Source organism: Actinocrispum sp. NPDC049592 (genome assembly GCF_040675465.1).
GTDB lineage: Bacteria > Actinomycetota > Actinomycetes > Mycobacteriales > Pseudonocardiaceae > Kibdelosporangium.
Window position 1 is genome coordinate 226,733 of record NZ_JBFAPA010000014.1, and the last position, 25,145, is coordinate 251,877.

Genomic DNA, 25,145 nt, shown 5'->3' on the forward strand with positions numbered 1-25,145 from the left:
GGGCACGATCATCCGGTGTGCCGGCCCATCCAGTCCCGGATCGCCGCCCGGTGGTCGGCCGCGTTCACCGACAGCGCGACGGAATGGCCCGCCTGCGGGGTCAGGTGGACCTCCAGCGGCGCGGTGAAGTACGGCGCCTCCGCGGCCCGCAGGGAGGCCTCACTGGCGCAGTTGTACGTGCAGAACAACGAGTCCTGGGCGCCGTTCGCGATCAGCACCGGCACGTTCACGCCGCGGGACAACGGACTCAGGAACGCCAAGGTGAGCAGGTCCGGCACGACGGTGGCGGCGACCTGGTCCTTCGTGGCCTCGTCCGCGGCGAGCACGGCGGCGTCGACGACACCGGGATCGTGGAACAGATGGCGGGTCGCCGGCATCGTCGTGACGTAGCCGGGATCGCTGAGCCGCCTGGACAACACCGGGTCCAGCACCGCGGGCCGCACCCCGTCGACGAACACCAGGCCCAGCGCGACCAGGTCCATCGAGTGCGTCATCCCGGTCAGGACCAGCCCGTCGATGTCGTGGTACGAAGTGGCTTCCAGGATGGTGATGCCCGAGCCCATCGAGTGCCCGACCAGCATCACCCGGTCGAACCGGGCGCCCCCGACGCCACCGCCGCGCAGCTTCTGGATCACCTGGTGCACCGCGGAAGCCTCGAGGGTGCCGGTGATCAGCGCGCTGGGCGGCTGGGTGCTGCCGCCCGAACCGAGCGCGTCCATTGCGAAGGTCGCGATTCCGTTCGCGGCCATGTCACGTTGGTAGGAATAGCCGTCCACCGGGATGTCCCAGTAGAAACGGTTGTACGTGCCGCCGTGGACCAGCAGCTGCACGGTGCGCGGAGTGCCGCTGCCGGGCAGGCAGAGCTGGCCGTGCACGCTGCCGGGCAGCAGCAGGCCATACGTGACCGGCACATCCATCTGCGTGCACCGGGCAGCCGGTGTCGCGGACAAAGCGGGGGTACTGGTGAAGAACAGAAACGTGATCACGATTCCGGCGAGCGTTCTCAGCGGGCGCACCAGTGTGTCATCTCCCAGATCGGGGAAGTGATATCGAGCCGCTGCATGCTACTGCGGAGGCAGGCTGGAGTAGGCGCCAATCATCCGATCGGGCTAACACAACTACCGTTTCCGGGCAGTCGCGGGTAGCGTTTTCCGCGCATTCGCGGGATGTGATCTGGCGACCATGGTGAGGCGTGTGCGATGAGCGGGCAAGTCAGCTGGATACCCTCGGACATCGATCTCGGCCGGGCCAGCCCGGCCCGGGTCTACGACTACCTTCTCGGCGGCAGCTGGAATTTCGACGTCGACCGGATGATGGCCCAGCAGGCGATCGACCGGATGCCGTGGGTTCGTGATCTCGCCCGGCACAACCGGCAGTTTCTCGGCCGCGCGGTGCGTTTCTGCGCGTCAGCGGGGGTGCGGCAGTTTCTCGATCTCGGTTCGGGCATGCCGACGTTCAAGAGCGTGCACGAGATGGCCTGCGAAATCGATCCCGCGAGCCGCGTTGTGTACGTCGAACAGGAACCGGTCGCGGTCGCGCACAGCGAGCTGATCCTCGGCCCCGTGCCCGGCGCCGGAATCGTCGCCGCGGACATGCGTGACGTCAACGCGGTGCTCGACCACCCCGTCACCAAGAGCATGATCGACTTCGGTGAGCCGGTCGCCGTGATCATGGCGTCGTCGCTGCACTACATCCTCGACGCGCGCGAGGCCCGGCGGACCGTCGAGTCCTATCTGGACGCCGTGCCGTCCGGCAGCTACCTCGTCCTCTCGCACATCAGCGACAACCAGGGCGAGGGCTCGGACGAGGTGAAAGGCCTGGTAGAGCTGTCGAAGACGACCTCGGCGGCGGGCGTGGCCCGCTCCCGCGAGTGGATCTCCAGCCTGTTCGAGACCCTCGAGCTGATCGAGCCGGGCGTGGTCTACACCTCGCAGTGGCGGCCGGAGGGCGGGCTGCGGCTGGTCACCGAGCTGCCCTCGCACGCCTCCCTGCTGGCCGCGGTCGCCCGCAAACCGTGACGGTGCAGGCCCTTCCCGTCGCACCTCGGCGGGTCCCGCTGCTGGGTCACGTGCTCTCGCTGGCGCGTGACCCGATCGCATTTCTCCAGCAATTGCGGGCCCACGGTGAGATAGTCACCTTCTATCTCGCCACCCGGCCCGTGCACCTGGTCAACTCGCCGGACCTGATCCGGAAAGTCCTGGTCACCGAGGCGCACCACTTTCAGCGCGGCGAGATATTCACAAAGGCGCGCCAGCTGTTCGGCGACGGTCTGGCCACCGCCGACGAACCCGAACACATGCGGCAACGCCGGATGATCCAGCCCGCGTTTCACGCCCAGCGGATCAAGTCGTATGTCGCGGTGATGCGCGAGCAGGTCGGTGAAATCACCGGATCATGGGTCTCCGGCACCCCGATCAGGCTCGATCACGAGCTGACCCGGTTGACCTTGCTGGTCACCGCGAAAGCGCTTTTCAGCGCTGAACTGGGCCGTTCGGCGGTGGACGAAGTATGCCGGTCACTCGGTCCGGTGCTCAACGGCCTGGCGAAACGAACAATGATCCCGGTCGAATTGCTGGAACGGCTGCCGACCCCCGGAAACCGCAAATTCGACACGGCTCTGCATCGGCTCACGACTGTTGTCGACGATGTGATCACCGCGTACCGGGCCGACGGTGTTGACCACGGTGATCTGTTGTCCATGCTGATCGCCACCGAGGGCCTGAGCGACGGCGAGATCCGCACCCAGGTGCTGAACCTGTTGATGGCCGGGACCGAGACCACGGCGACCACGCTCGCGTGGGTCTTCCACGAGCTCGGCCGCAACCCGGTGGTTCTCGGGCAGGTCGTCGCCGAGCTGCAAACCGTCCTGAATGGACAGCCGGTGGACGCGGACCGGTTGAGCGAGCTCACTTACATCAACCGCGTGCTCACCGAGACCGTCCGGCTGCACACCCCGATCTGGCTCGTCACCCGCAAGACCACCGCCGAGGTCCGGCTCGGCGATGTGACGCTCGCGCCGGGCAGCGAGGTGATGGTCAGCATGCCCACCCTGCACCGCGATCCCGCGCTGTTCCCCGGCCCGATGCGGTTCGACCCGGACCGCTGGCTCGAGCCGGCCGCGCGGGACAGCTTCATCCCGTTCGGCGCGGGCGCGCACAAGTGCGTCGGCGACCGGTTCGCGTGGGCCGAGATGGCCGTCGTCGTCGCCGGTATCTGCACCCGCTGGCACCTGCGGCCGCGGCCAGGCCGGCCGGTCCGCGAGGTCGCACGTGCGTTCCTGCGACCCAGCTCACTGCCCATGATCCCGGTCGCCCGCTGATCAATTGGCCTGTCCTGCCACGCGCATGGTCGCCGGTGGTCTAGCGTGGGAAGTGACGGTGTAGCGGGGTACGAGGTCGGTGGCGATGTCGGCTGATTTGTCGCCTTTGGGGCGGATCGGCGTGTTGCTGATCGCCACCCGGGGTGCCGACGGCCCCGGCGAGGTGCTGGTGCGGATCCGCGGCGGGTCCGAGACCTACCTCGCCTACTCGGACGACCCGCTGCCGAAAGGGGCGACGGTGTTGGTGGTGCACACTCGCGGGTCCCGGTCGGTCGAGGTCACCGCCTGGTCCGATCCCTTCGAGTCCACATAGGAGCAAAACGATGTTCGGATACCGCGTCCCCGCGCCGGATCAGGCGATGCTGATCTCCGGGGGCAAGATGCGGGGCGACCGCGAGGCGCCGTTCCGGGTGGTCACCGGGCACGGCGCGTTCATCATGCCGTTCTTCCGGAAGGTCCGGTTCCTCTCGCTGAGCATGGTGGAGGCCGAGATCAGCGAGACCTGTGTGACCAAGCAGGCCATCGCGCTCAACGTGCGCGCGGTGATCGCGTTCAAGGTCGGCAACGACACCGAGAGCATCATCAACGCGGGTCAGCGGTTCCTCTCCGACCAGGACCAGATGTCGGTGCTGACCGGGCGGATCTTCGCCGGGCACCTGCGGTCCATTGTGGGCTCGATGACCGTCGAGGAGATCATCACCGAACGGCAGAAGCTGGCGACCGAGGTGCTGGACGGCTCGGCGGTGGAGATGGCCAAGATCGGCCTGACCATCGACTCGCTGCAGATCCAGTCCATCGACGACATGAAGCTGGGCTACATCGCCGCGATGGCCGCCCCGCACAACGCGGCCATCCAGCGGGAGGCCCAGATCGCCCAGGCCCGCGCCGACCAGGCCGCCGCCGAGGCCGGGCAGGAGTCCGCGCGCCGGCAGGCCGAGTTCGCCCGGCAGACCTCCATCGTGCAGGCGCAGTACAAGGCCGAAGTGGACAAAGCGCAGGCCGAGGCGGCGCAGGCGGGTCCGTTGGCGCAGGCCATCGCGCAGCAGCAGGTCATTGACGCTCAGGCGGAGTTGGCTCAGCGGTCGGCTTTGTTGCGGGAGCAGCAGTTGGTGGCCGAGGTGATCAAGCCGGCCGAGGCGGAGGCGGAGAAGGTTCGCATCCTGGCCAAGGCCGAGGCGGAGCGCACCGAGGTGCAGGCCGCTGCGGCTGCTTCGAATGACCGGGTGGCGTTGGACAAGCTCATCATCGACCAGTTGCCGCAGATCGTCCGGGAGGCGGCCAATGGGTTGGCCGGGGCGAACGTGAACATCCTCAACGGCGCGGATGGCATGGGTGAGCTGGCTGCCGGGCTTGTGGGGCAGGGGTTGTCGATCCTGGAGTCCGTGAAGCGGGGGCTTTCGTCTCCTGGGACGGATCTCGAAAAGAAGTCGTAGGGGTTCGTACTGTTGGTCGTATGAGTGAGTGGACGCGAGGGGTGTCACGGGTCGCGGTGCTGACCGGGGCTGGGATCTCCACCGATTCCGGGATTCCGGACTACCGCGGCCCTCAGGGGGTATGGACCCGCAACCCTGGGGCTGCCAGTGCTTTCACCTTCCCGACGTTCGCCACGGACGCTGGGGCGCGGCGGGAGTTCTGGGAGCTGTACGCGAACCATGTGGCTTGGGCGGCTGAGCCCAATGCCGCTCATCGGGCGCTGGGGTCTTTGGCGGATCGGTTGGCTCTCCGTGTGCTGACTCAGAACATTGATGGGCTGCACCAGAAGGGTGGGGTTCCGGAGCGGAAGGTGTTGGAGCTGCACGGGTCCATGCATCGGACTGTGTGCCTCGGGTGTTCCGCTGTGGTGCCTACTTCTGAGGTGCGTAGCCGGGTGCTTGCGGGTGAGGCCGATCCTCGGTGTGTCTCTTGTGGTGGGATCTTGAAGCTGGGGGTTGTCCTTTTTGGAGAGTACTTGGATGAGGTTGTGCTCTCGCAGGCCCGGGCCGTTGCAGCTGCGAGTCAGTTGTTTCTGGCGGTGGGGAGTTCGTTGCAGGTTGAGCCTGCTGCTTCGTTGTGCCTCACTGCGGTGGAGCACGGGGCGACTCTCGTGATCGTGAACAACGAGCCGACACCCTATGACCGGTTTGCCGCTGAGGTGGTTGATGAGCCTATTGGGGTGGCTGTGCCTCGGATTTGTGCGGAGCTTCTGGCTGGGTGAAGCGCTTGCCTCTGGGTAGGCCGGCGGAGAAGAGATGTCCTCGCCGGACGGGCTGACCACCCAGAGGGGGAGGGGACCCTTCGGATCCTTTGGCGTTGCTTGGGTTCGTGCCCTCTCCCTCCGGTATGGCCTGCCCGGAGGGAGAGGGCACGAAGGTCGTCCTCTTGTGCGCGGGCACGCGCGGAAAGTGGGTGGACTGCCGGGGGCGTCGGGGCGCGACTGCTTGTGGGCTGTTACTTGCAGGGTGGGGCGTAGGTCAGTTGGGAGAGGTGGCGGGACCACTGGTCCTCGGTGAGGACGTTGGTGGTGGAGCTGCAGATTCTCGTTATGGCGTGGGTCATGTCGAGGTCCCAGAGGCGGACCAGGGCGTCTGCGGTGGTTGAGGCCAGGTAGTTGTTGGTGGGGTCGAAGGCGACGGCGTAGCCGGTTTGGGAGCTGGTGAGTTCGGTGGTCTGGGTGGGGTGGTCGGGGTTGGTGATGTTCCAGAGGCGGACGGTCTTGTCTTTGCCGGTGGAGGCGAGGGTGTGGCCGTCTTGGCTGAAGGAGACGCTGCTTATGGACTCCGTGTGGCCGGTGATGGGGTGGCCCAGCATGGTGGGGGTTGCCGGGTCGGTGATGTTCCAGAGGATGATGGAGTTGTCGGTGTCGCTTGTGGTGGCGAGGGTTTTGTTGTCGGGGCTGAAGGCTACGAGTGTTCCGCTCCGGCCTGGTTGGGGGATTCCCGGGCCGATGGGGGTGGGGTGGGTGTGGTCGCGGACGTTGAACAGGCGCAGGGTTTTGTCTGTGCCGATGGTGGCGAACAGTTCGCCGGAGGGGCTGAACTCGAAGTCGTTCAACGATGAGGTGTCGGGGTCGCCGGTGGACAGTGTTGTCAACGGTGTTGGGTGGGTGGGGTTGGTGAGGTCGAAGAAGGTGACGGAGGCGTTGCCGTCCTTGACAGCCAACACCTTCTTGTCGGGGGTGAGGGCGACTATGCCGCCGTACCGGGTTTCCAGGACCAGTGGGGCGCCGATCAGCTTGGGGCTGTGGATGTCCCTGACGTCCCAGATGCGGACCGTGTGGTCGCCGCTGGTGGTGATGAGCATCTGGCCGTCGTCGCTGAGTGCCAAGTCGTTGACGTAGGTGGTGTGTCCGGTGAGGGCAGCGCCCGCGGTGGGGTGGGCGGGGTCGCTGACGTCCCACAGTCTCGCGGTCTTGTCACCGCCGGCGGTGGCGAGGACGTGGCCGTTGCGGCTGAACTCCAAGGCGCTGACATAATACGAGTGTCCAATGAGGACGGTTGGCGGCAGTGACCACAGGCTAGTCGAGCCGTCTGCGCTTCCAGTGACGACTGTGTGGCTGTCCGGGCCGAACGCGACGGTGTAGGTGCCGCTGTTGCTTGATGCCAGGGCCAGGCCTACCTGTTGGGGGTTGGTGGGGTCGGTGAGGTTCCACAGTCTTGCGGTGCTGTCCATGCCCGCGGAGGCGAGCATCTGGCCGTCCGGGCTGAACGCGACCTCCCACACCGGTGAGCTGTGGGTGGTGATGGGCTGGCCGAGGGGTTGGGGGTGTTCCCGGTCGGCGATCGACCACAGGCGGACCGTCTTGTCCTCGCCCGCGGTGGCGACCAGCTTGCTGTCCGGGCTGAACGTGACCGAGTGGACCGAGTCGGCGTTGCCGGTCAGCGGTTGGCCCAGTGGGATGGGCGTGGCCAAAGTGGACACATCCCAGAGGCGGACGGTCTTGTCGTCGCCCGCGGTGCCGAGGGTACGGCCGTCACTGGCGAACTCCACCGAGCGAACAGGTCCACTGTGGCCAGTCAGCTTGGCGAGCAGCCTGGGGTGGGCGGGGTCGCTGACCTGCCAGAGGCGCGGGAAGGTGTCCTCGTTGGCGGTCGCGAGGGTGGTGCCGTCCATGCTGAACGACATCGAGTAGATCGTGCCGCCCTCACCCGGGATGGCAGCCAGTGCGACGGGTTTGGCCGGATCGGTGATGTCCCACACCCGGATCGTCTTGTCATCGCCCGCGGTGGCAAGACGTTTGCTGTCCGGGCTGAACACCGCCGAAGTGACCCAGCTGGTGTGTGCGCGGATCGGCTCACCCAGAGGTTTGGGGTGCCCGCGGTCCTGCACGTCCCAGAGCCGCACGGTGTTGTCGAACCCAGCCGTGGCCAGCATCTTTCCATCCGCGCTGAATGTGGTCTCGTACACCGAACCGGTGTGCCCGCCCAGAATCGGCATGGCCAGCGGCATGTTCTGGCTCATCAGCACGCGCGAGTAGACGTCCGCGTCGGTCGGCCGCAACTCGTGCGCGACCAGGCCCAGCTGCGCGGACAGCGAAGGATTGCTGTCCTGCAAGCGATCCGCCTGGGCGAGCACCTGCCGGAACTCGGCGTCGTCACGTTCGTTGATCGCCAGCACGGCCGCGATCCCGGCCACCACAGCCAAAACGCACACCAAGGCCACCGCGACCCGGCGGGTCCAGATCGAGCGCCGCCGGAAGCGGGTCGACGCGTCCAGGAAGTCCTGCGCCGTGCTGCTCGGCCGCCCGGACTGAGTCCGGTACAGGGCGCCTTCGAGGCGAGCTCCGCGATACAACAGGGACGGGTCGCGGTTCTCGGCATCCCAGGCCTCGGCGTCCTCCTCCAGGCGCTGCCGCGCGAGGTTCCCGGCCCGGTCCCGGTCGATCCAGCTGCGCAACCGCGGCCACGCCTGCAGCAACGCCTCGTGCGTGATCTCCACCGAGTCGGCGTCGAGCGTCACCAGCCGCGCCCGCGCGAGGGTCTCGATCGCCTCCTCGGCGGCGGCGTGATCACCCGAGCGGCCCACGATCTCGGCCCGCGTCGAGCGCCGCCGGGTGTCCCGCGTGTTCCGGCCGACGTGCACGAGCCCCAGCAGCACGTCGTGGGTGGCGTTCTGACCCGCGGGAGGCAGCTCGGCCCAGGCGCGTTCGGCGGTCGCGGCGACCGCGCCCTGGATCCCACCCGCCGCCCGGAACCCGGCGATGGTGAGCTTCCCGGCCTGACGCCGTTGCCACGTCGCCAGGAGAGCGTGCGACAACAACGGCAGTGCGCCAGCGTCGTAGGCACCCCCGGTGGTGTGCTCGGACTTGCTGCTCACCCCGAGGTCACGGACGATCAGGTCGACCAGGCCGGGCTCGAACTGCAGGCCGACCGCCTTGGCCGGCCGGGTGATCGCGTCCCGCAGCTCGGCCGCGGTCATCGCCCCCAGCACCATCTGACGTTCCTGCAACGCCTCGGCCAGCTCAGGGAAGTCCAGGCAGTGCCCGTAGAAGTCGGCGCGCACACCCAACGCGACCAGCGCGGGCGCGTCGTCGCCGGTACAGGCCGCGTGCAGGGCCGCGACGAACACCCGCCGCTCGTGCTCGTCGCGGCACAGCGTGAAGGTCTCCTCGAACTGGTCGACCACCAGGACCAGCTTCGGCGTGATGGCCGCGCGCACCTGCCGGGCGAACTCGGCCGCCTCGATCTCGTCGTTCGCCGCCGCGGCCAGCGGGGCGGCCAGCTCGGGCAGCCGGTTGAGCAGCTCGCCGAGCGGGTCCGTGCCGGGCGTCATGATCACCCGGCTCCACGACTCCGGGCCGATCGCGGCCAGCCCGCCATTGGCCAGCGCGGGCAGCACCCCGGCCCGCAGCAACGACGATTTCCCCGATCCCGACGCACCGACCAGCATGGTGATACCGCCGGTATCCAGCGCTTTGTCGAGCCGTTTCAACAATGCCGAAGTGGCTCGTTCCCGGCCGAAGAACCAGCTGGAATCCTCGTGCCCGAAAGACGCCAGCCCGCGATAGGGACAGACCCCGGAATCGGCGGCCGGCATTTCCGGCACCTCCCCGGCGACCGGGCTGTTGAGCGCCCGCTCCCACAATGCGTGCCAGGCCTTGACGTTGTAGAGATCCCCGGAGACCGCCACCGGATTGGCCTTCCGCGCCTCACCGATCAGGATTTCCAGCGCGACGGCCAGCGCGGAGAACCGGGCGGGCACATTCCGGCCGCGCCGCCAGTCGCTGAGCCGTTGCACCGAGACACGGATCGGCCGGCCCTGCTCATCGGTCCGTCGTGCGCGAACCACCGATTCGGCTATACGCTTGAGCGGCGGGTCACCGGCGGCCGCGTAGAGCAACGCGAACCGCTCCGCGAAGACCCCCCGGTCGTCCAGCTCCACGCCCGACCCCTGCACCTGGCGACCCACCCCTTGGCTGACACCGTTCCGGTTTCCGGACCGGAAGATCCACACTTCCCCGTTGAGCTGGGACTCCTCGCGTCCCCCGCGGTGAGACTAGCCCAGCCCGCCCCCCGGCCTGAGATGCTGCACCCGTACCTTCACCAGCCCCTGTCCGGGCGCTGAGCGGACTGGCGACCGCCCGCGTCCCCCTTGTTCCAAGGGCTGGCCGGCAGGCGGTCGGGTTCCGCGGCTTCACCTGGGGGTGAGCCCGACCGCCTCGTCGTGCCCACGTTTACTCCCGTCTCGGGTGCCCCGGCAAGTCCATGTCCGTCCTTGCCCGGTTTTCGTCCGCACAATAGGTGCGCACCACTAGCGTCCACTTTCCCGGCCGACCTACCAGCGGCTTTGAGGGTTTGCGTGGCATCTGACCCCACATCGCTGGCGAAGTCTCAACGGCAGTTTCAATGAGACACTTGAGGGCATGACAATCGGACAACCCGTGCTCGAAGTCCGCGGCCTGCGGATGAGTTATGGCCCGAACGAAGTGCTGCACGGCGTCGATCTGCAAGTGTGCCGAGGCGAGGTACTGGCCTTGCTTGGCCCGAACGGAGCAGGCAAGACGACGACCATCGAAATACTCGAAGGCTTCCGCAAACGCACCGGCGGTGACGTGAAAGTGCTCGGTGTGGACCCCGGCCATGGCGACGAGGCCTGGCGCGCCCGGCTGGGAATTGTGCTGCAGTCGTGGCAGGACCACGGCAAATGGAAAGTCCGCGAACTGCTGCACCAGATCGGGCTTTACTACACGCCCTACAGCAAGCCGTATGACGCCGACGAGCTGATGGCCCTCGTCGGCCTGACCGGTCAGGCCCGGACCAAGGTGGCCCTGTTGTCCGGCGGCCAACGGCGCCGGCTGGACGTGGCGATCGGCCTGGCCGGCCGGCCGGAGCTGCTGTTCCTGGACGAGCCCACGGTCGGTTTCGACCCGCAGGCCCGCCAGGAGTTCCACGAGCTGGTCACCCGGCTGGCCGAGACCGACACGACCATCCTGCTCACCACACACGACCTGGACGAGGCCGAGAAGCTGGCCGACCGGATCGTGATCCTGGCCGGCGGCCGGATCATCGTCGAGGGCACCGCCTGGGAGCTGGCCAAACAGGTGTCCGGCAAGTCCGAGGTGCGCTACCGGCTCAACGGCGAGCCTGAGGTGCACTCGGTCGACGACCCCGCCGAGTTCCTGCGCGAGGCGCTGGCCAAGGACATCCACGACCTGGAGGTGCGCCGGGTCAGCCTGGAGGACATCTACCTGAGCATGGTGGCGAAATGACGACTGTGGCGGTGCAGGCCGGTGTCCGGCGCGGCTGGATCGAGTTCCGGCAGAGCGTGTCCAGCTGGGGTGAGCTGGTCGGCTGGGTGTGGCCGTCGATCATCCCGCTCGCGTTGTTGTTCGCGTTGCGCGGCAACACCGTCCAGGGCATCGACTTCTCGATCGGCTCGCAGGCGGTTCCCGGCGTGCTGGGGATGAACGTGGTGCTGACCGGGCTGATGGGCGTGGCGGTCGCGCTGACCATGGACCAGATGGACGGGACACTGTTGCGGGCCAAGGCCATTCCGGGCGGCACAGTGGGCTACCTGACCGGCAAGATCGTCTCGCAGACCGCGATGACCGTGACGATCCTGCTGATCGTGCTGGTGCCGTGCGCGTTTCTGTTCGACGGCATCGAACTGGGCAGCGCGAGCTCGTGGCTGACCATGCTCTGGTTGGTGCTGCTGGGGTTGCTGGCCACGCTGCCGATCGGAGCGGTCCTGGGGTCGGTGCTCAGCAGCCCGCAGACGTTGAGCTTCATGACGTTGCTGGTGATGGGCCTGGCGATGATCTCGGGGGTGTTCTTCCCGGTGACGTCGCTGCCCGAGTGGCTGCGATGGGTCGCGCAGGTGTTCCCGCTGTACTGGATGGGCCTGGGAATGCGCTCGGCGTTGCTGCCGGATGCGTTGGCAGCAGCCGAGATCGGCCAGTCGTGGCGGACGCTGGAGACCGTGGGCGTGCTCGGTGCGTGGGCCGTGCTCGGGTTCGTCGTGGCTCCGGTCGTGCTGCGCAAAGTGGTCCGCAGATAGCGCAACCGATTCACAACAGGCCGCTCGCAGGCTGTTCGGCGTCCCCAAGCCCCCACTTGCGAGGGAATCTCATGCACAGCTGGCGACGCCTGCTCCTGGGTGCGTTCGCCGCGGTGCTCACGGCCGGCCTGGTGGCCGGCGTGCCCGCGGCGAACGCCATCGGTAACCCAGATGTCAAGATGCGCGACAACTCCTCCGACACCGGTGCCGAGCCCAGCTCGGGCCCGGTGTGGAGCAGCCCGGACATCCGGGTCTGCGACACACCTTCCTACTGCGCCGCGGATGTCGAGGTCACGCCCGGCCTGACCTACTACGTTTTCGTGACCCTGAACAACACCGGCGAACGCGAGACCTCCGGCCGGCTGCACCTCTACTACACCGAGGCGGGCGGCAACGCGACCTGGCCGACCGACTGGGTGGCCATCAACACCCCGGTGGCCGACACGGTCCTGGCGCCGGGCGTGAACCCGCCGATCATGATCCCGTGGACGCTGCCCGGCGACTGGGTGCACTTCTGCCTGCTCGCCCGTTGGGTGAGCAAGACCGACCCGATGCCGGTCGAGGGCCCGAGCACCGTCACCAACACATCGGCGAGCAACAACATCGTGTGGCACAACGTGGTCACGCACGGCCCGTTCGACCCGGGCGACCACTTCAAGGCGCCGTTCATGATCGCCAACCCCGGCCGCAAGCCGGACCGAGCCTGCCTGCTGGTCGAACCCAGTGGCGAGCGGCCCTTCATCGGGCCGGGCACCATGCTCGTCGACATCGGCCCGGCGCTGTTCGAGCGCTGGAAGGCCGCGGGCGGCCAGGCCAAGGGCTTCAAACAGGTTGGTGAGACACAGTTCCAGGCGGTCGACCCGCGCCGGTCGCTGCTGTGCGGCATCACGCTCAACCCGAAGGACCGGTTCGCGCTGATCTTCGACTTCGCCGGGACCAAGGACGCCGCGGGCAACGCCTTCGTGGTGAACGCGATCCAGACCAACGCGCAGGGCGAGGACCAGGGAGGGGTGGAGTACCGGCTCTCGTTCAAGGGGTAGCGCCGGCACTCCCGTCCTGAGCGGCCCAGCCCCGGCCGCTCAGGACGGTCCTGCCGCGCGGTAGGCGATCCCGGCGGGTGTCGGGGTCCTTCCGTCCTTGTAGAGCCCGGTTCCGGGTTTGTCCGCGGGCAACGCGAACCAGGCGTACCGTTCCAGCCCGGCCTGGTTTTCGAGCATCGCCGTTGAGCCAGTTGCGAAAGCGGCCAGCTGCTCCGGCGTCGGGTAGCGGGCCTGGCCTTGCGAGAAGTCGATCAGCGAGTACTCGGTGAGCCACACGGGTTTGTTGTACCTCGCCTGGACCGCGCTGATGTAGGACTTCAGCTGGCCGACCGCGGCCGGGCTGAAATCCCCGCCGTACCAATGCAAAGTGATGAAGTCCACGCGCAGCCCGCGGGCGGCCGCCCCGGTCATGAACCGGTCGAGCCAGCCGCCCGCCTTGTCCCCGCCGAACGCGACCGCCGGGCTGCCCAGTCGCATCCCCGTCGACTGCAGCTGCGGCCACAGGTCGAGTGCCTGCTCGACCGTCATGTTCGACTGCTCCGCCAGGTCCGGCTCGTTGAACCCGAGCAGAGTGGTGCCGTTCTTCTTCGCTTCGGCCAAAGTGGACGGTGTGACCGACTTGGCACCCCAGATCATCGGCACGAACTCGACGCCCGGGGGAGCGGCGACTTTCTCCGGCCCGGCCGCCCAGGTGTAGAACCAGCCCGCGTGCACGTCCTTCAGCGCGTCCGTGACACCGGGGAAGGTCCAGGTGCTGACGCCCTTCTTGGCGGACTTCCTGGCCGGGACGACCGGTGGGGCCTTGACCGTCGTCGCTTTGACCGGAGTCGTTGGGGGAGTCGTGGTTGTGGTCGCTGTCGTGGTGGTCGTGGTTGTTGGTGCGGTTGTTGTCGCGACCGCGGCGAGGGCTTGCGGGATCGGCTCGTCCTGAGTGGACGGTAGGGCGACGATCACGCCCGTTGTCACCGCGACTGCCGCCGCGGCAGCTGCGACGGGTTTGACCGCGGCGAGGTACCAGGGTTTGGCTACCGCTGCGGCGACTACCGGCTTGGCGCTTCCCGTGAGGACGTGGCCGAGCGTGACCGGGACGGCGACCAACGGCAGGCCCGCGACCAGCGCTTCGACCGCGGCGAGGCCGTTCTGGTGCCGGCCGCACTGCGGGCATTCCCGGACGTGCCGGGCGATTCGCTTGCGCCACAACGCACTCGGCTGTCCGTCCCAGTCGCCGAGGACCTCTTTGAGGGCCAGGCACTGCTGGCTCAGGGCTCGTACGACGATCCGTGCGGAGTCCAGTTGGGCTTTGAGGCGTTGAATCCGGACGGCGGCGTGCTGCGGTGACAACCCGGTGGCCTCGGCGACTTCGGCCCTGGTCAGCCGCCCGGCCGCCGCCAACCACCAGAGGGACAGCAGTTCGCGTTCGTCGGCGCTGAGCCATCTCGTCGCCGCGACGACCTCACGGCGTTGCCCGGACAGCTGCAATCGCAGGATGGTCAGGTCGACGAAGTCCGCGCCCGGATCGGCCTGGTCCACCAGCTCCTCGGCGGGGACCTGGCGGCGGTGGCGTTCCCGCACCTGGTTGAGCGCGATGACCACGAGCCACGACCGGAAGCTCGCCGGATCGCGCAGGCCGGACAGCCCGTGCACGGCGCGCAGCATGGTCTCCTGCACGACGTCATCGGTGTCCGCGTGCCCGCCCAGCGCGTGCCCGACGATGTTGTAGACGAGCGGCAGATACCCCGCCACCAGGTCATCCAGCGCCCGCTGGTCACCGCCACGCGCGGCGATCACCGTCTCGACCCCGGGCTCCTCCGGTGCAGTCACAGTCCACCCTCGCTCGTCAGGGACATCTCCGGCCAGGAGACGGCCCCACCGGCCGCGGATAACCAAAACTCCGCTCAGACTGTTCTACGGATCCCGCACCACCCCGGACACAACCCATTTCCCAGCCCACACCTCGTGAGTGGTCATGCCGGTTAGAACCAGTACAACCACTCACGAGGGGCTACCCGGGGTTCAGGCCTGCTGGACGATGTTGACCATCCAGTTGACGCCGTAGCGGTCGACGACCATGCCGAACTCGTCGCCCCACTGCTGCTTCTCCATCGGGACGGCGACGGTGCCGTCGGAGGACAGCTTCTCCCAGTAGCCGCGCAGTGGCTCGGCGTCATCGCCGGACAGGCTGATCGAGATGTTGCTCTGCTGCGGGGCGTCCATTCCGGGCGGGGCGTCCGAGGCCATCAGGGTGAAGCCGAGGTCGGTCTCGAGCTGGCCGTGCATGATGTTGTCGGCCGGCGCGTCGGTGGCGCCGAAGTCGCCGTAGGTGTTCAGCCGCAGCTCCCCGCCGAAAACATCCTTGTAGAACTCCAGTGCCGCACGGGCGTTGCCCGCGAAGCCGATGTACGGGTTGAGAACAGATGCCACCGGATGCTCCTTGGTCGCGTGGTGATGACGCATCGTTGCACCGACGGCGGAACGTCACAATGGGACGCGCCCGCCACTCACCCATGTGAGCGGCGAGCGCGTCGGTCAGGGCCTAGAGTCCGGCACCGTAGGGATAGAGCGGGTTACCGTACGTCGTCGGCACGGGCTGCCCCGCGTCGATTTTCGCCCGTATGTCAGCACGTTGTGCGGCGGTGGCACCCAGATCGTATGGCAGGTCCCAATTTTCCGTCGCGTCCGCCGGGATGTCGGTACCACCCGGTCGAAGGACATCGGTCAGGCTGCGCGGTAGCTGCCACGGCAGCCGCCCGCGCGCGGTGTAGTCGCCGAACAGCAGGCCGGCCGCGGCCGGGCCCATCTCCTCGCCGCCGCGGTAGGTCACCACGATCGCGCTGGCCAGGTCGTTCCATTCGGTGATGACGTACGGCCTCGGCATCACGAGCAGTACGACGACGGGAATGCCCTGCCGCTGGAAGTTCTGGATCAGCGCGAGCTGGTCCGCGGGCAGGTACGGTTGCTCCTTGACCCAGTTTGTGGCGTGGGTGTAGGAGCCCTCGCCGACCGCGACGACGGCGAGTTTCGGCGCGGGACCGTTGTCCTGGTACACGTTCACGCCGGACTGGGCGGCCCTGGCCTTGATCGCGTCCATTATGGACAGTGAACCGTACTCCTGGTGGAAGTAGCTGGTCCAGATGCAGCAGGCCAGCGGGTCGGTCGCCCGTGGACCGGTGACCACGATGTTGTCACCGGCGTTGAGCCGCATGGGCAGAACACCGTTGTTCTTCAGCACCGTGATGGACTCCCGTTCCGCCTGGTTCACCAGAGCGGTGTAGGCGGGCTGGTGGAACCGGTACGGTCCGTTCACCGGATCACCGTATGGGTTCTCGAACAGTCCTAACTGGAACTTCAGCTTGAGCACCCGGCGGACGGCGTCGTTGATCCGGGCCGCGGGCACGTTCTGGGTGAAGCTCGCGATGGAGAACCCGGCGGCGCCCGGGTCGGCCCCGCCCATCACGTCCGACCCGGCGTTCGCCGCGCCGATCCACGACCCGGACGGCAGCCAGTCGGTGGTGATCAGGCCGGTGTAGCCCATGTTCTGCCGCAGGTAGGCCAGGATCTTGGCGCTGTCACCGGCGCCTGGTCCACCGGGATCGAGCAGCGAACTGCCCGCGTAGCCGGGCATGATGTTGACCGCACCGGCCTCCATCGCGGCCCGGAACGGGATCATGTGGTACTTGATGGTGACCGCGTCGTACACGATCAGGGCTTCTCCGCCCGCGCCTTCACCCGGCCAGTGCTTGACCGTGGCCAGCACCGACGCCGGGTTGAGCTCGGGTCCGCCCTGCAGACCGGACACCAGCGCGCGCACCTGTGCCGCGGCGACGTCCGCGTTCTCGCCGTTGCCCTCCTGGATGCGTGGGTAGAGCACCTTCGTACCCACCTCGGCAAGCGGGCCGAGGACACCGCGTGTACCCACTTCGAGCTGTTCGCGGCGCTGCATGTCGCCGAGTTTGTACTCGAGTGGGTAGTCCTTGCCCGCCGCCAGCGCGCTCTGCGTGGGGTAGGTCGTCTTGTACCCGTGGATGGTGTCGCCCGCTGAGATGAAAGGAATACCCAACCGGGTGCCAGAGGAGGCCAGCAGGATGGTGTTCAGGTCATTCGCCTCGGCGGGACCGAAGTGCCAGCCGGACTGCGGGAAGGCCTGGGCGTTGTAGAACATCTGGTAGGCCTTCTCCTCGATCGTCATCCGGGTGAGGAGGTCGTTCACCCGGGCGTCGATCGGCTGGTGCCAGTCCTCGTACGGCTCGATCGTGCCGTTCTTGTTCAGGTCACGGCTGCCGTTGACGATCCGCACGCCGTCGTTCACCGTGGTGACGTTCGGTAGGTACAGGCTGAACGTGCGGATGTTCGAGCCGTTGCCGGCACTGTCCACAATGAACCACTTGTAGGTCCAGCGGTCGGAGATGTCCCACGTTGGGGTGTATGTCGTGGCTGTCGTCTCGGCGACCTTCGTGTACAGGTCGATGAGATTGCCGGACTGGGTGAAGTCGTAGTCCGTCCGGCTGATGTTGAGCCAGACCTGGTAGCGGGCCGCGCCGGTGGACGCCCAGGAGAAGACGGGCCGGCGGGTGTTGGTGATCATCGCGTTGTCCGCCGGGGCGGTCAGCGCGAACTTGTTGAGGTTGCCCGGGGCCTTGGTGGGACCGGACAGCAGCGGAGGAGTGGTCGCGGCGGTGTCGACCGTGCCGTAGACCTGGAACTCCCACAGCGAGTAGCCGTACCCGGTTGCCCGCTGTGTACCGAAGAAGCGGATGTAACGACCCGATCCGGTGATGTTCAGTGTCTCGGTTCCGCCGGCACCCGCGGCCGTCTGGTAGATCTGCTGCCAGTTGTTGTCGTCGTTGGACACTTCGATCCGGTACGCCTTGGCGTACGCGGCTTCCCAGTTGAGCACGACCTTGCTGATGGTGGCGTTGCCGCCGAGGTCCACGCGCAGCCACTGCTGGTCGCTGAACTGGCTGGACCACCTCGTGGTCGTGCGGCCGTCGAGTGCCGCTGCCGGAGCGTTGCCGCCTTCGTAGCTCGATCCGGTGACTTGTTTGAACTGCGAGATGACGTTTCCGGGCGGGCCACTGGTGCCCACCGTGCCGTAGACCTGGAACTCCCACAGCGAGTAACCCCAGGCGGTCGCCCGGGTGGTGCCGTACATCCGGATGTAGCGACCCGATCCGGTGATGTTGAGGGTCTCGGTGCCGCCCGGGCCGGTGGCGGTCTGGTAGATCGGCGTCCAGTCGTTGGTGTTGTTCGAGGTCTCGATCCGGTACGCCTTGGCGGCGGCCGTTTCCCAGCTGAGAACGACCTTGTCGATGGTGGCGTTGCCGCCGAGGTCCACCTGCAGCCACTGCGGATCGGCGAACTGGCTGGACCAGCGGGTGCCCGGGTTGCCGTCGGTGGCGGCGGTCGCCGGGGTGCCATCGTTCTCGGCGGACGAGGCAGTGGTGAGTTTTCCTTGGGAGATCAGGGTGCTCTCGGCCTGGGCGGTCGGGACGCCGGCCAGGTAGCAGGCGAGCAAGGCCACGATCAGCAGGGCCCAGCCGCGGCGGCGGGACAGGGGGGACGAGTGTGGCATGAAGTCTCCATGGGCGAGCGCGACTCACACCGCCATCGGGATGGTCGGCAGGGACCGGTGGCGGCTGGGGAAACTTGTCCGGGAGAGCGCTCTCCTGGAAGAGACTCTGGGCGACCGGCAGCCAAACGTCAAGCCCTCGGCGATCCGGCGGTCAGCGGATTAGCATCGGTCCATGGCCGAAATCGAGATGGCCGACCGGACATCCGTCGAGGTCGGCGTCGGGGACGAGCTGGTCATCCGCCTCCCCGAGAACGGCACCACCGGCTACGTCTGGTCGGTCAAGGACACCGGCGCCCCGCTGGAACTGGCCGACGACCGCGTGACCCCGCAGTCCCACGCCATCGGCGCCGCGTCCGAGCGCGTGCTCAAACTCCGCGCCGTCGCGGCCGGGCAGGCGTCGGTCGTGCTCGAACTCGCGCGGGAATGGGAGAACCAGCCGGCCGAGCAACGCCGGTACTCCGTCACCGTGCGGTGAATGAGGGGCGTTGCCCCGAGGGTGGGTGGCGGTGGTGGGGACTCGGGGCAACGCCGATGGCCCCACAGGTGCCCAGGTCGGGGGTACCGGGCGGTGGGGCCGGGGTGGTGAACGGGAGACGCCTCAGAGATGAAGGCGACTGGGGCCTGCGCGACGCTGGCCCCAGTCTGCTTCTATTTCACCACAGGTAGATCTCGTAGATCATGCCGTCGGGTTCTTCGCGGATGTTGACGGCGTGACCGGTCTGGCGGGCCTGCGAGGCGAGGGTGACCAGGGCGGTGAACGCGCCGTCGCGGCCGTTGTAGATCTTCTTCCAGCCCACGCCGACCACGCGCATCCAGGCGTTGCGGGTCTCGTCGATGCACCACAGCGCGTCGATCTTGACGTTGTTCTGCCAGGTGCCGGTCACCGCCTCCTCAGCGAGGGCGGCGGCGGCCGGTGGTGCCATGGTGGGACCGGCGAGCGGCGCGGACTCGACGACCAGGGCGGCGATCTGTTCGTCACTCGGCGCGGAGGTGCCGGGGATGCTGATGTCGATGCTGCTCTCGGTCGTCGGCGGCTGGAGAATGGGCGTTCCTTTGTTGTTTGACATCATGCAACCCTTTACCAGGCGTAGATTTGCTTGATGCTGTCCGTGTCCTCGAACAGGCCAACTGGCCGGTTCAAGGCTTTGGCGGCGGCGAGTTCGGACAGCATCGTCTGGGAGGTGACGGCCACCGTGCTGTCCAGCTTGATCCAGCCGCGCGTGGAGCCATAGGCCCAGATATTCGCGTCGTACTCGTTGCTCCACAATCCCAGGATCTGCTGGTCGGGCAGCCAGGCGCGAATGTTCACGCCATAGGCCGCGCAGGTCTGGAATGTCTCGATCCCGCATTCCCCGTACGCGATCCGGAAATAGCCCGAGTCGCCCCAGCCGGTTCCCCAGCTGTTGCGGGCGATCCAGCAGCCGGCCGCGTCGTCGTATCCGATCAGGCAGACACAATGCCCGCCGGCCAGGTTTCCGGTCACGTGGCGGTACACGCCGGTCCGGTAGGAGAAGAAGTCCTGGAAAACGTTGAAGCACGCGGTGATCGCGCCGTAGGTGGAGATCGACTCCTTCATCTTGGCGACGTTCCCGGAGATCGTCTCGAACGAGGTCACCTTGGCGTTGCGGTTGGGCCAGTCCGCGTTGAGCCTGCTGCAGTCCTGGTCGCCCGCGGTGTACGGGAAGTAGTCGTCGAACGCGACGCCCTTGTCCCGGGCGGCGGTCAGCGCACGGTCCGGCCACCAGCCGTTACCGCAGTTCCGGCCCTCGGCGCGGGCGTGGCAGTAGAACAGGTGCGCCTCGGAGAGGTCCAGCGGCGTCTGCGTCCGGTGGGTGAACCGGTAGACGTTCTCCATTGTCGCGGCGGTGCCGAAAGCGACACAGGAACCGCAGCCGCCCTGGTCCTTCACCGCGGTGTCGTAATTGACACCGCCGACATTCCGCAAATCGAAGGAACTGGGCGCGGTGACGTCGTCGACGGCGGTCGCGGCGGTAAGCAGAGCGGTGTCGTGGGCGGGCAATTCGGGACGGGCCGGGACGCCGAGCCGGATCGTCCGTTCGTGTTCCTCCATCAGGCTCATCGTGGTGGTGCCGCTCTCCCACGGCCCGCCTGCGTCGGAAAGTGCGTCACGGAGGATGTCGAGGTTGAGTGCTTCTGGTGTTTCGGGCATGGCGAACCCCATTAAGGCACGTTTTTCAGTGGTAATGCGGCGGAGCGTCGCAGGGTCCGCGCGACAGGATGCTACTCCGCGCTGAACTGTTTGCCCAGGGTGCCGCATTGATCCTTTGTGTATTTCGTCAGCTGGCGATGCAATCGTTGTCCGGCTCAATTCGGCCCGCGGCGAAAATGTTTTTCGTTACGGGCGGGAAGGCGTGAATCGGCGGCATGGGGTGCGTTTTTATTGCGACAGCGTTATCGTCACGGTATGAAGGCACGATCCTGGTTGCTGGCGTTGCTCATGGTGATGGCGTTGCCGGGCGCCGCGAACGCCGCGCCGGCGCGGACCCCGGTGGTGCTGTTCCCCGCGTGGCACTTCACGCGGCTCGAAGTGACCGTGCACCACCAGAAAGCAGCGCCGGAGTGCCCGGCGTCGGGCAGCTTCCAGGACTTGTTCCTCAACGACCGGCCGAGCACCACGTTCAGCCAGATCTGCCAGGACAAGCTGATGACGCTGCGCTACGACCCGGCGCCGTGGAAGCCGATGCCGTCGCGGTTCAGCGAACAGCCGGGCGTCGATGTGCGGATCGTCGACTATGGCAGGACATCCAGCGCGCCGTTCTACGAAACCCTGTACCAGACCTTGGAGTCCGCGGGATACGTACGGGACAAGGACATCCGGGTGGCTGGTTACGACGCCCGGCTGACCCCGGACATGGGCGGGTTCCTGGGCCGCGCCAAGCGGTTGGTCGAGGACACCTACCGGGACAACGGCAACCGCCCGGTGCAGCTGGTCGGCCACTCGAACGGGCCGCTCTACATCCAGTACCTGCTCACCCACACCAGCAAGGCGTGGCGAGCCAAGTACGTGCACGGGTTCACCCCGCTCGCCGGCAACTTCCCCGGCCAGGGCCTGCTGTACTCGATGATGTTCACGGGCCTGACCGTGCAGGACGGCAGCTACCCGCAGACCCCGGAAGGCGCCCGCAGCAGCGCGCTGATGTACATCTCGCACCCCTCGACGTACATGAGCTCGTCGGACCCGCGGGTGTTCGGCGACCGCGAGGTGATCGTGCAGACCCCGCAGCGCACCTACACCCCGCGCGACTACCGGCAGCTGTACGCCGACGCCGGGTTCCCGCACGCGCGGGAGATCGGCGACTACTACATCGGGTTCGTCTCGCTGCGGTTCCCGGGCGTGGACGTGTACGGCGAGAAGGGGTCCGGCCTGCCGACCATCGTCGGCGCGCAGCTGCCGGATCTGACGGTTGGCCAGATTGTGCCGACCTCGCGTTTCCTCTACCGCGACGGCGACGCGAACCAGGAGGACATCACCAACGAGGCCATCCTCGCCTGGCAGGGCACCCCGTGTTACCGGTTCAGCCTGCGCGACAACCCCGGCGTGACCCACTTCGATCTGCCGAGCAACCCCAACGTGCTGTCTCGCCTGCTCACGGACCTCGGCCGGCAGCGCTCACACTGCCCGTGACACCCTTATCCCGTCGAAAGGAGTTGTCGTGGACGACGACATCGAGGACAACGCCGACAACGGGCTGCTCGACCCCGAGGACACCCTGGACGACCGGAACCCGTTCGACGAGGGCTACTCGCCGCCCGAGCGCGCGCAGGCCATCAACGACTGGGGCACCACCGCCCGGGAGACGGCCGATGGTGAGAGCCTCGGCGGCCGCCTCGCCCGCGAGGTCCCCGACCTGTCCTATGACGAGGACGACGACGACCTCGGCGACACCACCGACACCGACGGTGAGCTGCTCGACGACGAGGTCGGCGACGACCGCTCCGGCCGCCTGGTCGCCACCGACGAGGGCTTCGGCCCCGACACCGACGACCAGCTGTTCGCCTCCGACGTCGGTATCGACGGCGGCGCCGCCTCCGCCGAAGAAGCCGCCATCCACCTGGTCAACCCATCCGACTACTGACATCCCCACGCGGCGGGACTTGGTCAACTAGCGGGTGTGCGCGATCTGGAAGATGTTGCCTTCGGGGTCGCGGACCATGGCGCGGCGCTGGCCGTAGGGGGTGTCGAGCGGCTCTTCGAGGGTGGTTGCGCCTGAGGCCAGGGCACGTTCGAACGCCGCGTCGGCGTCGGGCACGTAGACGTACAGGAACGCTGGGAAATGGGGGCGTTCGGTCGTCGCGGAGATCAGCAGCACCGCGTCGCCGATGTGGATTTCGGCTGGGCGGCCCGGTTTCACGGTGCCGGTGGCGTCGAACACCGCCCGCAGGAACCGGACCTCGGCCTCGACGTCGTCGACGAACATCCGGGGGATCACGGTTGTCATGCCCGATACGGTAGGTGGCGACCGACTTGGGGAGAAGGTATGACACGACGAACTCTGTTCGCGGCCGCCCTCTTACTGCCGTCCCTGCTGGTGACGGCCCCGCAGGCGCAAGCCGCGCAAACCTGTCAGGCCACCAAACCGCGAGTCCCTGGCGCCGAGGTGGTGTCCGTGACGGCGGTCGAGAAACCTGGTGGGACGGTGGAGTCGCCGATCGGGCTGCCGCCGGTCACCGACGTCCCGCCGTACTGCGAAGTCACCGTCATGCTCACCCATCCCGGGGCACACGACAACGTCAAGGTCCTCGTCTGGCTGCCGGTCACCGGCTGGACCGGGCGGTTCCTCGGCGCGGGCGGCGGTGGCTACGCGATGAACCTCGGCGACAGCACGCTCGCGACAGGCGTCAAGCGCGGCTTCGCGACGGCGGACACCGACGGTGGTGTGGGTTTCAACATCAACAACCCAGCAGCCTGGGCCGGCGACAAGGAACTGGTCAAGAACTTCGCCTCGCGCTCACTGCACGACATGGCGGTGGCCGGCAAAGCCGTGACCGCGAGCTACTACGGCAAACCCGCCAAGTACGCCTACTGGGACGGCTGCTCCACCGGCGGCCGCCAGGGAATGATGAACGCCCAACGGTTCCCGGACGACTACGACGGCATCAACGCCGACGCGCCCGCGATCAACTGGGACCGGTTCGTCCCGGCCGACCTGTGGCCGCAGATCGTGATGTACCAGGAACACAACCTGCTGAGCCCGTGTGAGTTCAAGGCCTTCTTGGACGCCGCGGTCGCCGCCTGCGACCCGAAGGACGGCGTCGTCGACGGCGTGATCGACCTGCCGAACAGGTGCGACTTCACCGCCGCCGAGCTCGTCGGCAAGAAGATCACCTGTGACGGCAAGGAGATCACGATCTCCGTGCAGGACGCCCGGGTCATGCAGAAGATCTGGGACGGCCCCCGGCAGTGGTACGGGCTCGACCCCGGCACCTCACTGGCCAATCTCGGCAGCACCGTGCCCGGCCCGGACGGCAAGCTCACCGGTGTGCCGTTCGAGATCGCCGAGACGTGGGTGCAGTACTTCGTCAAGCAGAACCCGTCGTTCGACGTCAGGACCATGACCTATCGCGACTTCGAACGGGTCTTCGAGCAGTCGCGCCGGTTCAACGACATCATCGGCACCGACGACCCGGACCTGTCCGCGTTCCGTGACTCCGGCGGCAAGCTGATCACGTGGCACGGCCAGGTCGACTCGCTCATCCCGTACAAGGGCACGGTCGACTACCGTGAACGGGTCGAACGCGCGATGGGCGGAGCGTCCAAAGTAGACAAGTTCTACCGGCTTTTCCTGGTGCCCGGCGCGGACCACTGCTTCTTCGGCCCGGGCGAGCTGCCGGTCGACCCGCTCGGCCAGCTGGTCGACTGGGTGGAGAAGGGCATCGCCCCGGACACCCTGCTGGGCCGGAGCGTGGACGGCGCCCGTACGCGCAACCTCTGCAAGTACCCGCTGGTGTCGCGCTACGACGGTCACGGCGACCCGAACAACGCGGCCAGCTTCAGCTGCCGCCGCTGGTAGGCGAAACCGGTCCGCGGCCGGGAAGATCGTGGGTATGAAGTCCGAACACGAGTTCTTCCCGGCCAACGACCAGCCGTGGCAGGAGACCGACCAGAAGGGCGTGCTCGAACGCGTGCTCGCCCGGGATGAGCGGGACCCGGAGATCCTGACCCGGCTGGCCCGCTGGCTGCCCGGCGTGGAAACCGAGGGTGTGATCACCCACGAGTACGTCGAGGAGGTCTACATCCTCGCCGGCGACCTGCAGGACATCACCCTCGACAGCGCGTTCCGGCTGGGCGACTACGCGTCGCGGCAACCGGGCATGCGGCATGGCCCGTACCGCACCGAGACCGGCTGCATCATACTCGAGGTCCGGTACCGCGCCAGCGAGGCGAACCCACCGGCCTGACGGTGAGCGTGTTGATGTCCACACCGGACGGTTGGGTGACCGCCCATACGATGGTCGCGGCCATCTGGTCGGCGCTGAGGTAGCCGCCCGGGCGCGCCGACAACTGAAGTGCGCTCCAGGTCAAGCTCTCAGCCGAGGTCCGGGGGAGCGGTCATCGTGGTCTCGCCGAACAGTTCCTCCGGGTCGGCCTCGGCCGGTGCGGCCTGCTGGCGGGTGTGGACGGTCGGCTGCGGGCGGGGGTCGGCGGTGTCGCCTGCGCGCCCGTTCTGGCCCATGGGTGATCCTCTCTTTGCCGTAGCCGCGCTGGGCCGTGCGAAGGTACTGG

General features: G+C 67.5%; 22 protein-coding genes. 13 read left to right on the forward strand and 9 right to left on the reverse strand.

Annotation, left to right across the window (positions count from 1 at the left end):
* Positions 1-8 precede the first annotated feature (8 nt).
* Complete coding sequence (locus AB0J95_RS31715) at positions 9-1,016, reverse strand: alpha/beta fold hydrolase (RefSeq protein WP_364765978.1); 1,008 nt, start codon at positions 1,014-1,016, stop codon at positions 9-11.
* Between the two features lie 183 nt (positions 1,017-1,199).
* Here AB0J95_RS31715 and AB0J95_RS31720 point away from each other — a divergent pair, with 183 nt between their 5' ends.
* From AB0J95_RS31720 to AB0J95_RS31740, 5 genes are all read left to right on the forward strand, one after another.
* Positions 1,200-2,018: an SAM-dependent methyltransferase gene (locus tag AB0J95_RS31720; protein ID WP_364765981.1), complete on the forward strand. Its 819-nt coding sequence runs from the start codon at positions 1,200-1,202 to the stop codon at positions 2,016-2,018.
* Positions 2,015-3,319: a cytochrome P450 gene (locus AB0J95_RS31725; protein WP_364765984.1), complete on the forward strand. Its 1,305-nt coding sequence runs from the start codon at positions 2,015-2,017 to the stop codon at positions 3,317-3,319. Before AB0J95_RS31720 ends, AB0J95_RS31725 begins: the two co-directional genes overlap by 4 nt.
* 85 nt (positions 3,320-3,404) lie before the next feature.
* A complete protein-coding gene (locus AB0J95_RS31730) occupies positions 3,405-3,632 on the forward strand; it encodes a hypothetical protein (protein ID WP_364765987.1) in 228 nt (75 codons plus the stop codon).
* A gap of 10 nt (positions 3,633-3,642) precedes the next feature.
* Positions 3,643-4,752, forward strand: a complete 1,110-nt coding sequence (locus AB0J95_RS31735; RefSeq protein WP_364765990.1) for an SPFH domain-containing protein — start codon at positions 3,643-3,645, stop codon at positions 4,750-4,752.
* A 20-nt stretch (positions 4,753-4,772) separates the two neighbouring features.
* Positions 4,773-5,513 (forward strand): Sir2 family NAD-dependent protein deacetylase, encoded by a 741-nt coding sequence (locus AB0J95_RS31740; RefSeq protein WP_364765993.1) that lies wholly within the window; start codon positions 4,773-4,775, stop codon positions 5,511-5,513.
* 233 nt (positions 5,514-5,746) lie between these two features.
* On the opposite strand, the gene AB0J95_RS31745 is transcribed toward AB0J95_RS31740, so the two are convergent.
* Positions 5,747-9,676: an AAA family ATPase gene (locus tag AB0J95_RS31745; protein WP_364765996.1), complete on the reverse strand. Its 3,930-nt coding sequence runs from the start codon at positions 9,674-9,676 to the stop codon at positions 5,747-5,749.
* Positions 9,677-10,157: 481 nt separating this feature from the next.
* Here AB0J95_RS31745 and AB0J95_RS31750 point away from each other — a divergent pair, with 481 nt between their 5' ends.
* The 3 genes from AB0J95_RS31750 to AB0J95_RS31760 all read left to right on the forward strand — a co-directional run bounded on the left by AB0J95_RS31750 (position 10,158) and on the right by AB0J95_RS31760 (position 12,831).
* Positions 10,158-11,003, forward strand: a complete 846-nt coding sequence (locus AB0J95_RS31750) for an ABC transporter ATP-binding protein (RefSeq protein WP_364765999.1) — start codon at positions 10,158-10,160, stop codon at positions 11,001-11,003.
* Positions 11,000-11,791, forward strand: coding sequence for an ABC transporter permease (locus AB0J95_RS31755; protein ID WP_364766002.1), 792 nt, complete (start codon positions 11,000-11,002; stop codon positions 11,789-11,791). The genes AB0J95_RS31750 and AB0J95_RS31755 overlap by 4 nt, the downstream gene beginning before the upstream one ends.
* A 71-nt stretch (positions 11,792-11,862) precedes the next feature.
* Positions 11,863-12,831 carry a hypothetical protein gene (locus AB0J95_RS31760; protein ID WP_364766005.1) on the forward strand — a complete coding sequence of 323 codons (969 nt, stop codon included), beginning with the start codon at positions 11,863-11,865 and terminating at the stop codon, positions 12,829-12,831.
* Positions 12,832-12,870: 39 nt separating this feature from the next.
* On the opposite strand, the gene AB0J95_RS31765 is transcribed toward AB0J95_RS31760, so the two are convergent.
* From AB0J95_RS31765 to AB0J95_RS31775, 3 genes are all read right to left on the reverse strand, one after another.
* Positions 12,871-14,652, reverse strand: a complete 1,782-nt coding sequence (locus tag AB0J95_RS31765) for a sigma-70 family RNA polymerase sigma factor (RefSeq protein WP_364766008.1) — start codon at positions 14,650-14,652, stop codon at positions 12,871-12,873.
* A gap of 192 nt (positions 14,653-14,844) precedes the next feature.
* A complete protein-coding gene (locus AB0J95_RS31770) occupies positions 14,845-15,252 on the reverse strand; it encodes a VOC family protein (protein WP_364766011.1) in 408 nt (135 codons plus the stop codon).
* A 112-nt stretch (positions 15,253-15,364) separates the two neighbouring features.
* The gene (locus tag AB0J95_RS31775) at positions 15,365-18,400 is read right to left on the reverse strand and encodes a discoidin domain-containing protein (RefSeq protein WP_364766014.1); all 3,036 of its coding nucleotides are present in this window, start codon (positions 18,398-18,400) and stop codon (positions 15,365-15,367) included.
* A gap of 172 nt (positions 18,401-18,572) precedes the next feature.
* Here AB0J95_RS31775 and AB0J95_RS31780 point away from each other — a divergent pair, with 172 nt between their 5' ends.
* Entirely contained in the window at positions 18,573-18,875 is a 303-nt protein-coding gene (locus AB0J95_RS31780; protein WP_364766017.1) for a protease inhibitor I42 family protein, read from the forward strand.
* A gap of 178 nt (positions 18,876-19,053) precedes the next feature.
* On the opposite strand, the gene AB0J95_RS31785 is transcribed toward AB0J95_RS31780, so the two are convergent.
* Entirely contained in the window at positions 19,054-19,467 is a 414-nt protein-coding gene (locus AB0J95_RS31785; protein WP_364766019.1) for a hypothetical protein, read from the reverse strand.
* Between the two features lie 11 nt (positions 19,468-19,478).
* Entirely contained in the window at positions 19,479-20,570 is a 1,092-nt protein-coding gene (locus tag AB0J95_RS31790; protein WP_364766021.1) for a C1 family peptidase, read from the reverse strand.
* Positions 20,571-20,825: 255 nt separating this feature from the next.
* Between AB0J95_RS31790 and AB0J95_RS31795 the strand changes: the two genes are divergently transcribed.
* Positions 20,826-22,046 carry a hypothetical protein gene (locus AB0J95_RS31795; protein WP_364766023.1) on the forward strand — a complete coding sequence of 407 codons (1,221 nt, stop codon included), beginning with the start codon at positions 20,826-20,828 and terminating at the stop codon, positions 22,044-22,046.
* Positions 22,047-22,074: 28 nt separating this feature from the next.
* The gene (locus tag AB0J95_RS31800; RefSeq protein WP_364766025.1) at positions 22,075-22,497 is read left to right on the forward strand and encodes a DUF5709 domain-containing protein; all 423 of its coding nucleotides are present in this window, start codon (positions 22,075-22,077) and stop codon (positions 22,495-22,497) included.
* 27 nt (positions 22,498-22,524) lie between these two features.
* Here AB0J95_RS31800 and AB0J95_RS31805 read toward each other — a convergent pair whose 3' ends face one another.
* On the reverse strand, positions 22,525-22,860 hold the full coding sequence (locus AB0J95_RS31805) for a VOC family protein (RefSeq protein WP_364766027.1): 336 nt from the start codon (positions 22,858-22,860) through the stop codon (positions 22,525-22,527).
* Between the two features lie 39 nt (positions 22,861-22,899).
* Here AB0J95_RS31805 and AB0J95_RS31810 point away from each other — a divergent pair, with 39 nt between their 5' ends.
* Both AB0J95_RS31810 and AB0J95_RS31815 read left to right on the forward strand, forming a co-directional pair.
* Entirely contained in the window at positions 22,900-24,432 is a 1,533-nt protein-coding gene (locus AB0J95_RS31810) for a tannase/feruloyl esterase family alpha/beta hydrolase (RefSeq protein WP_364766030.1), read from the forward strand.
* A 34-nt stretch (positions 24,433-24,466) separates the two neighbouring features.
* Positions 24,467-24,820 (forward strand): cupin domain-containing protein, encoded by a 354-nt coding sequence (locus AB0J95_RS31815; RefSeq protein ID WP_364766033.1) that lies wholly within the window; start codon positions 24,467-24,469, stop codon positions 24,818-24,820.
* 128 nt (positions 24,821-24,948) lie between these two features.
* Here the strand turns inward: AB0J95_RS31815 and AB0J95_RS31820 are convergent, their stop codons facing one another.
* A complete protein-coding gene (locus AB0J95_RS31820; RefSeq protein ID WP_364766036.1) occupies positions 24,949-25,095 on the reverse strand; it encodes a hypothetical protein in 147 nt (48 codons plus the stop codon).
* Positions 25,096-25,145: the final 50 nt, after the last annotated feature.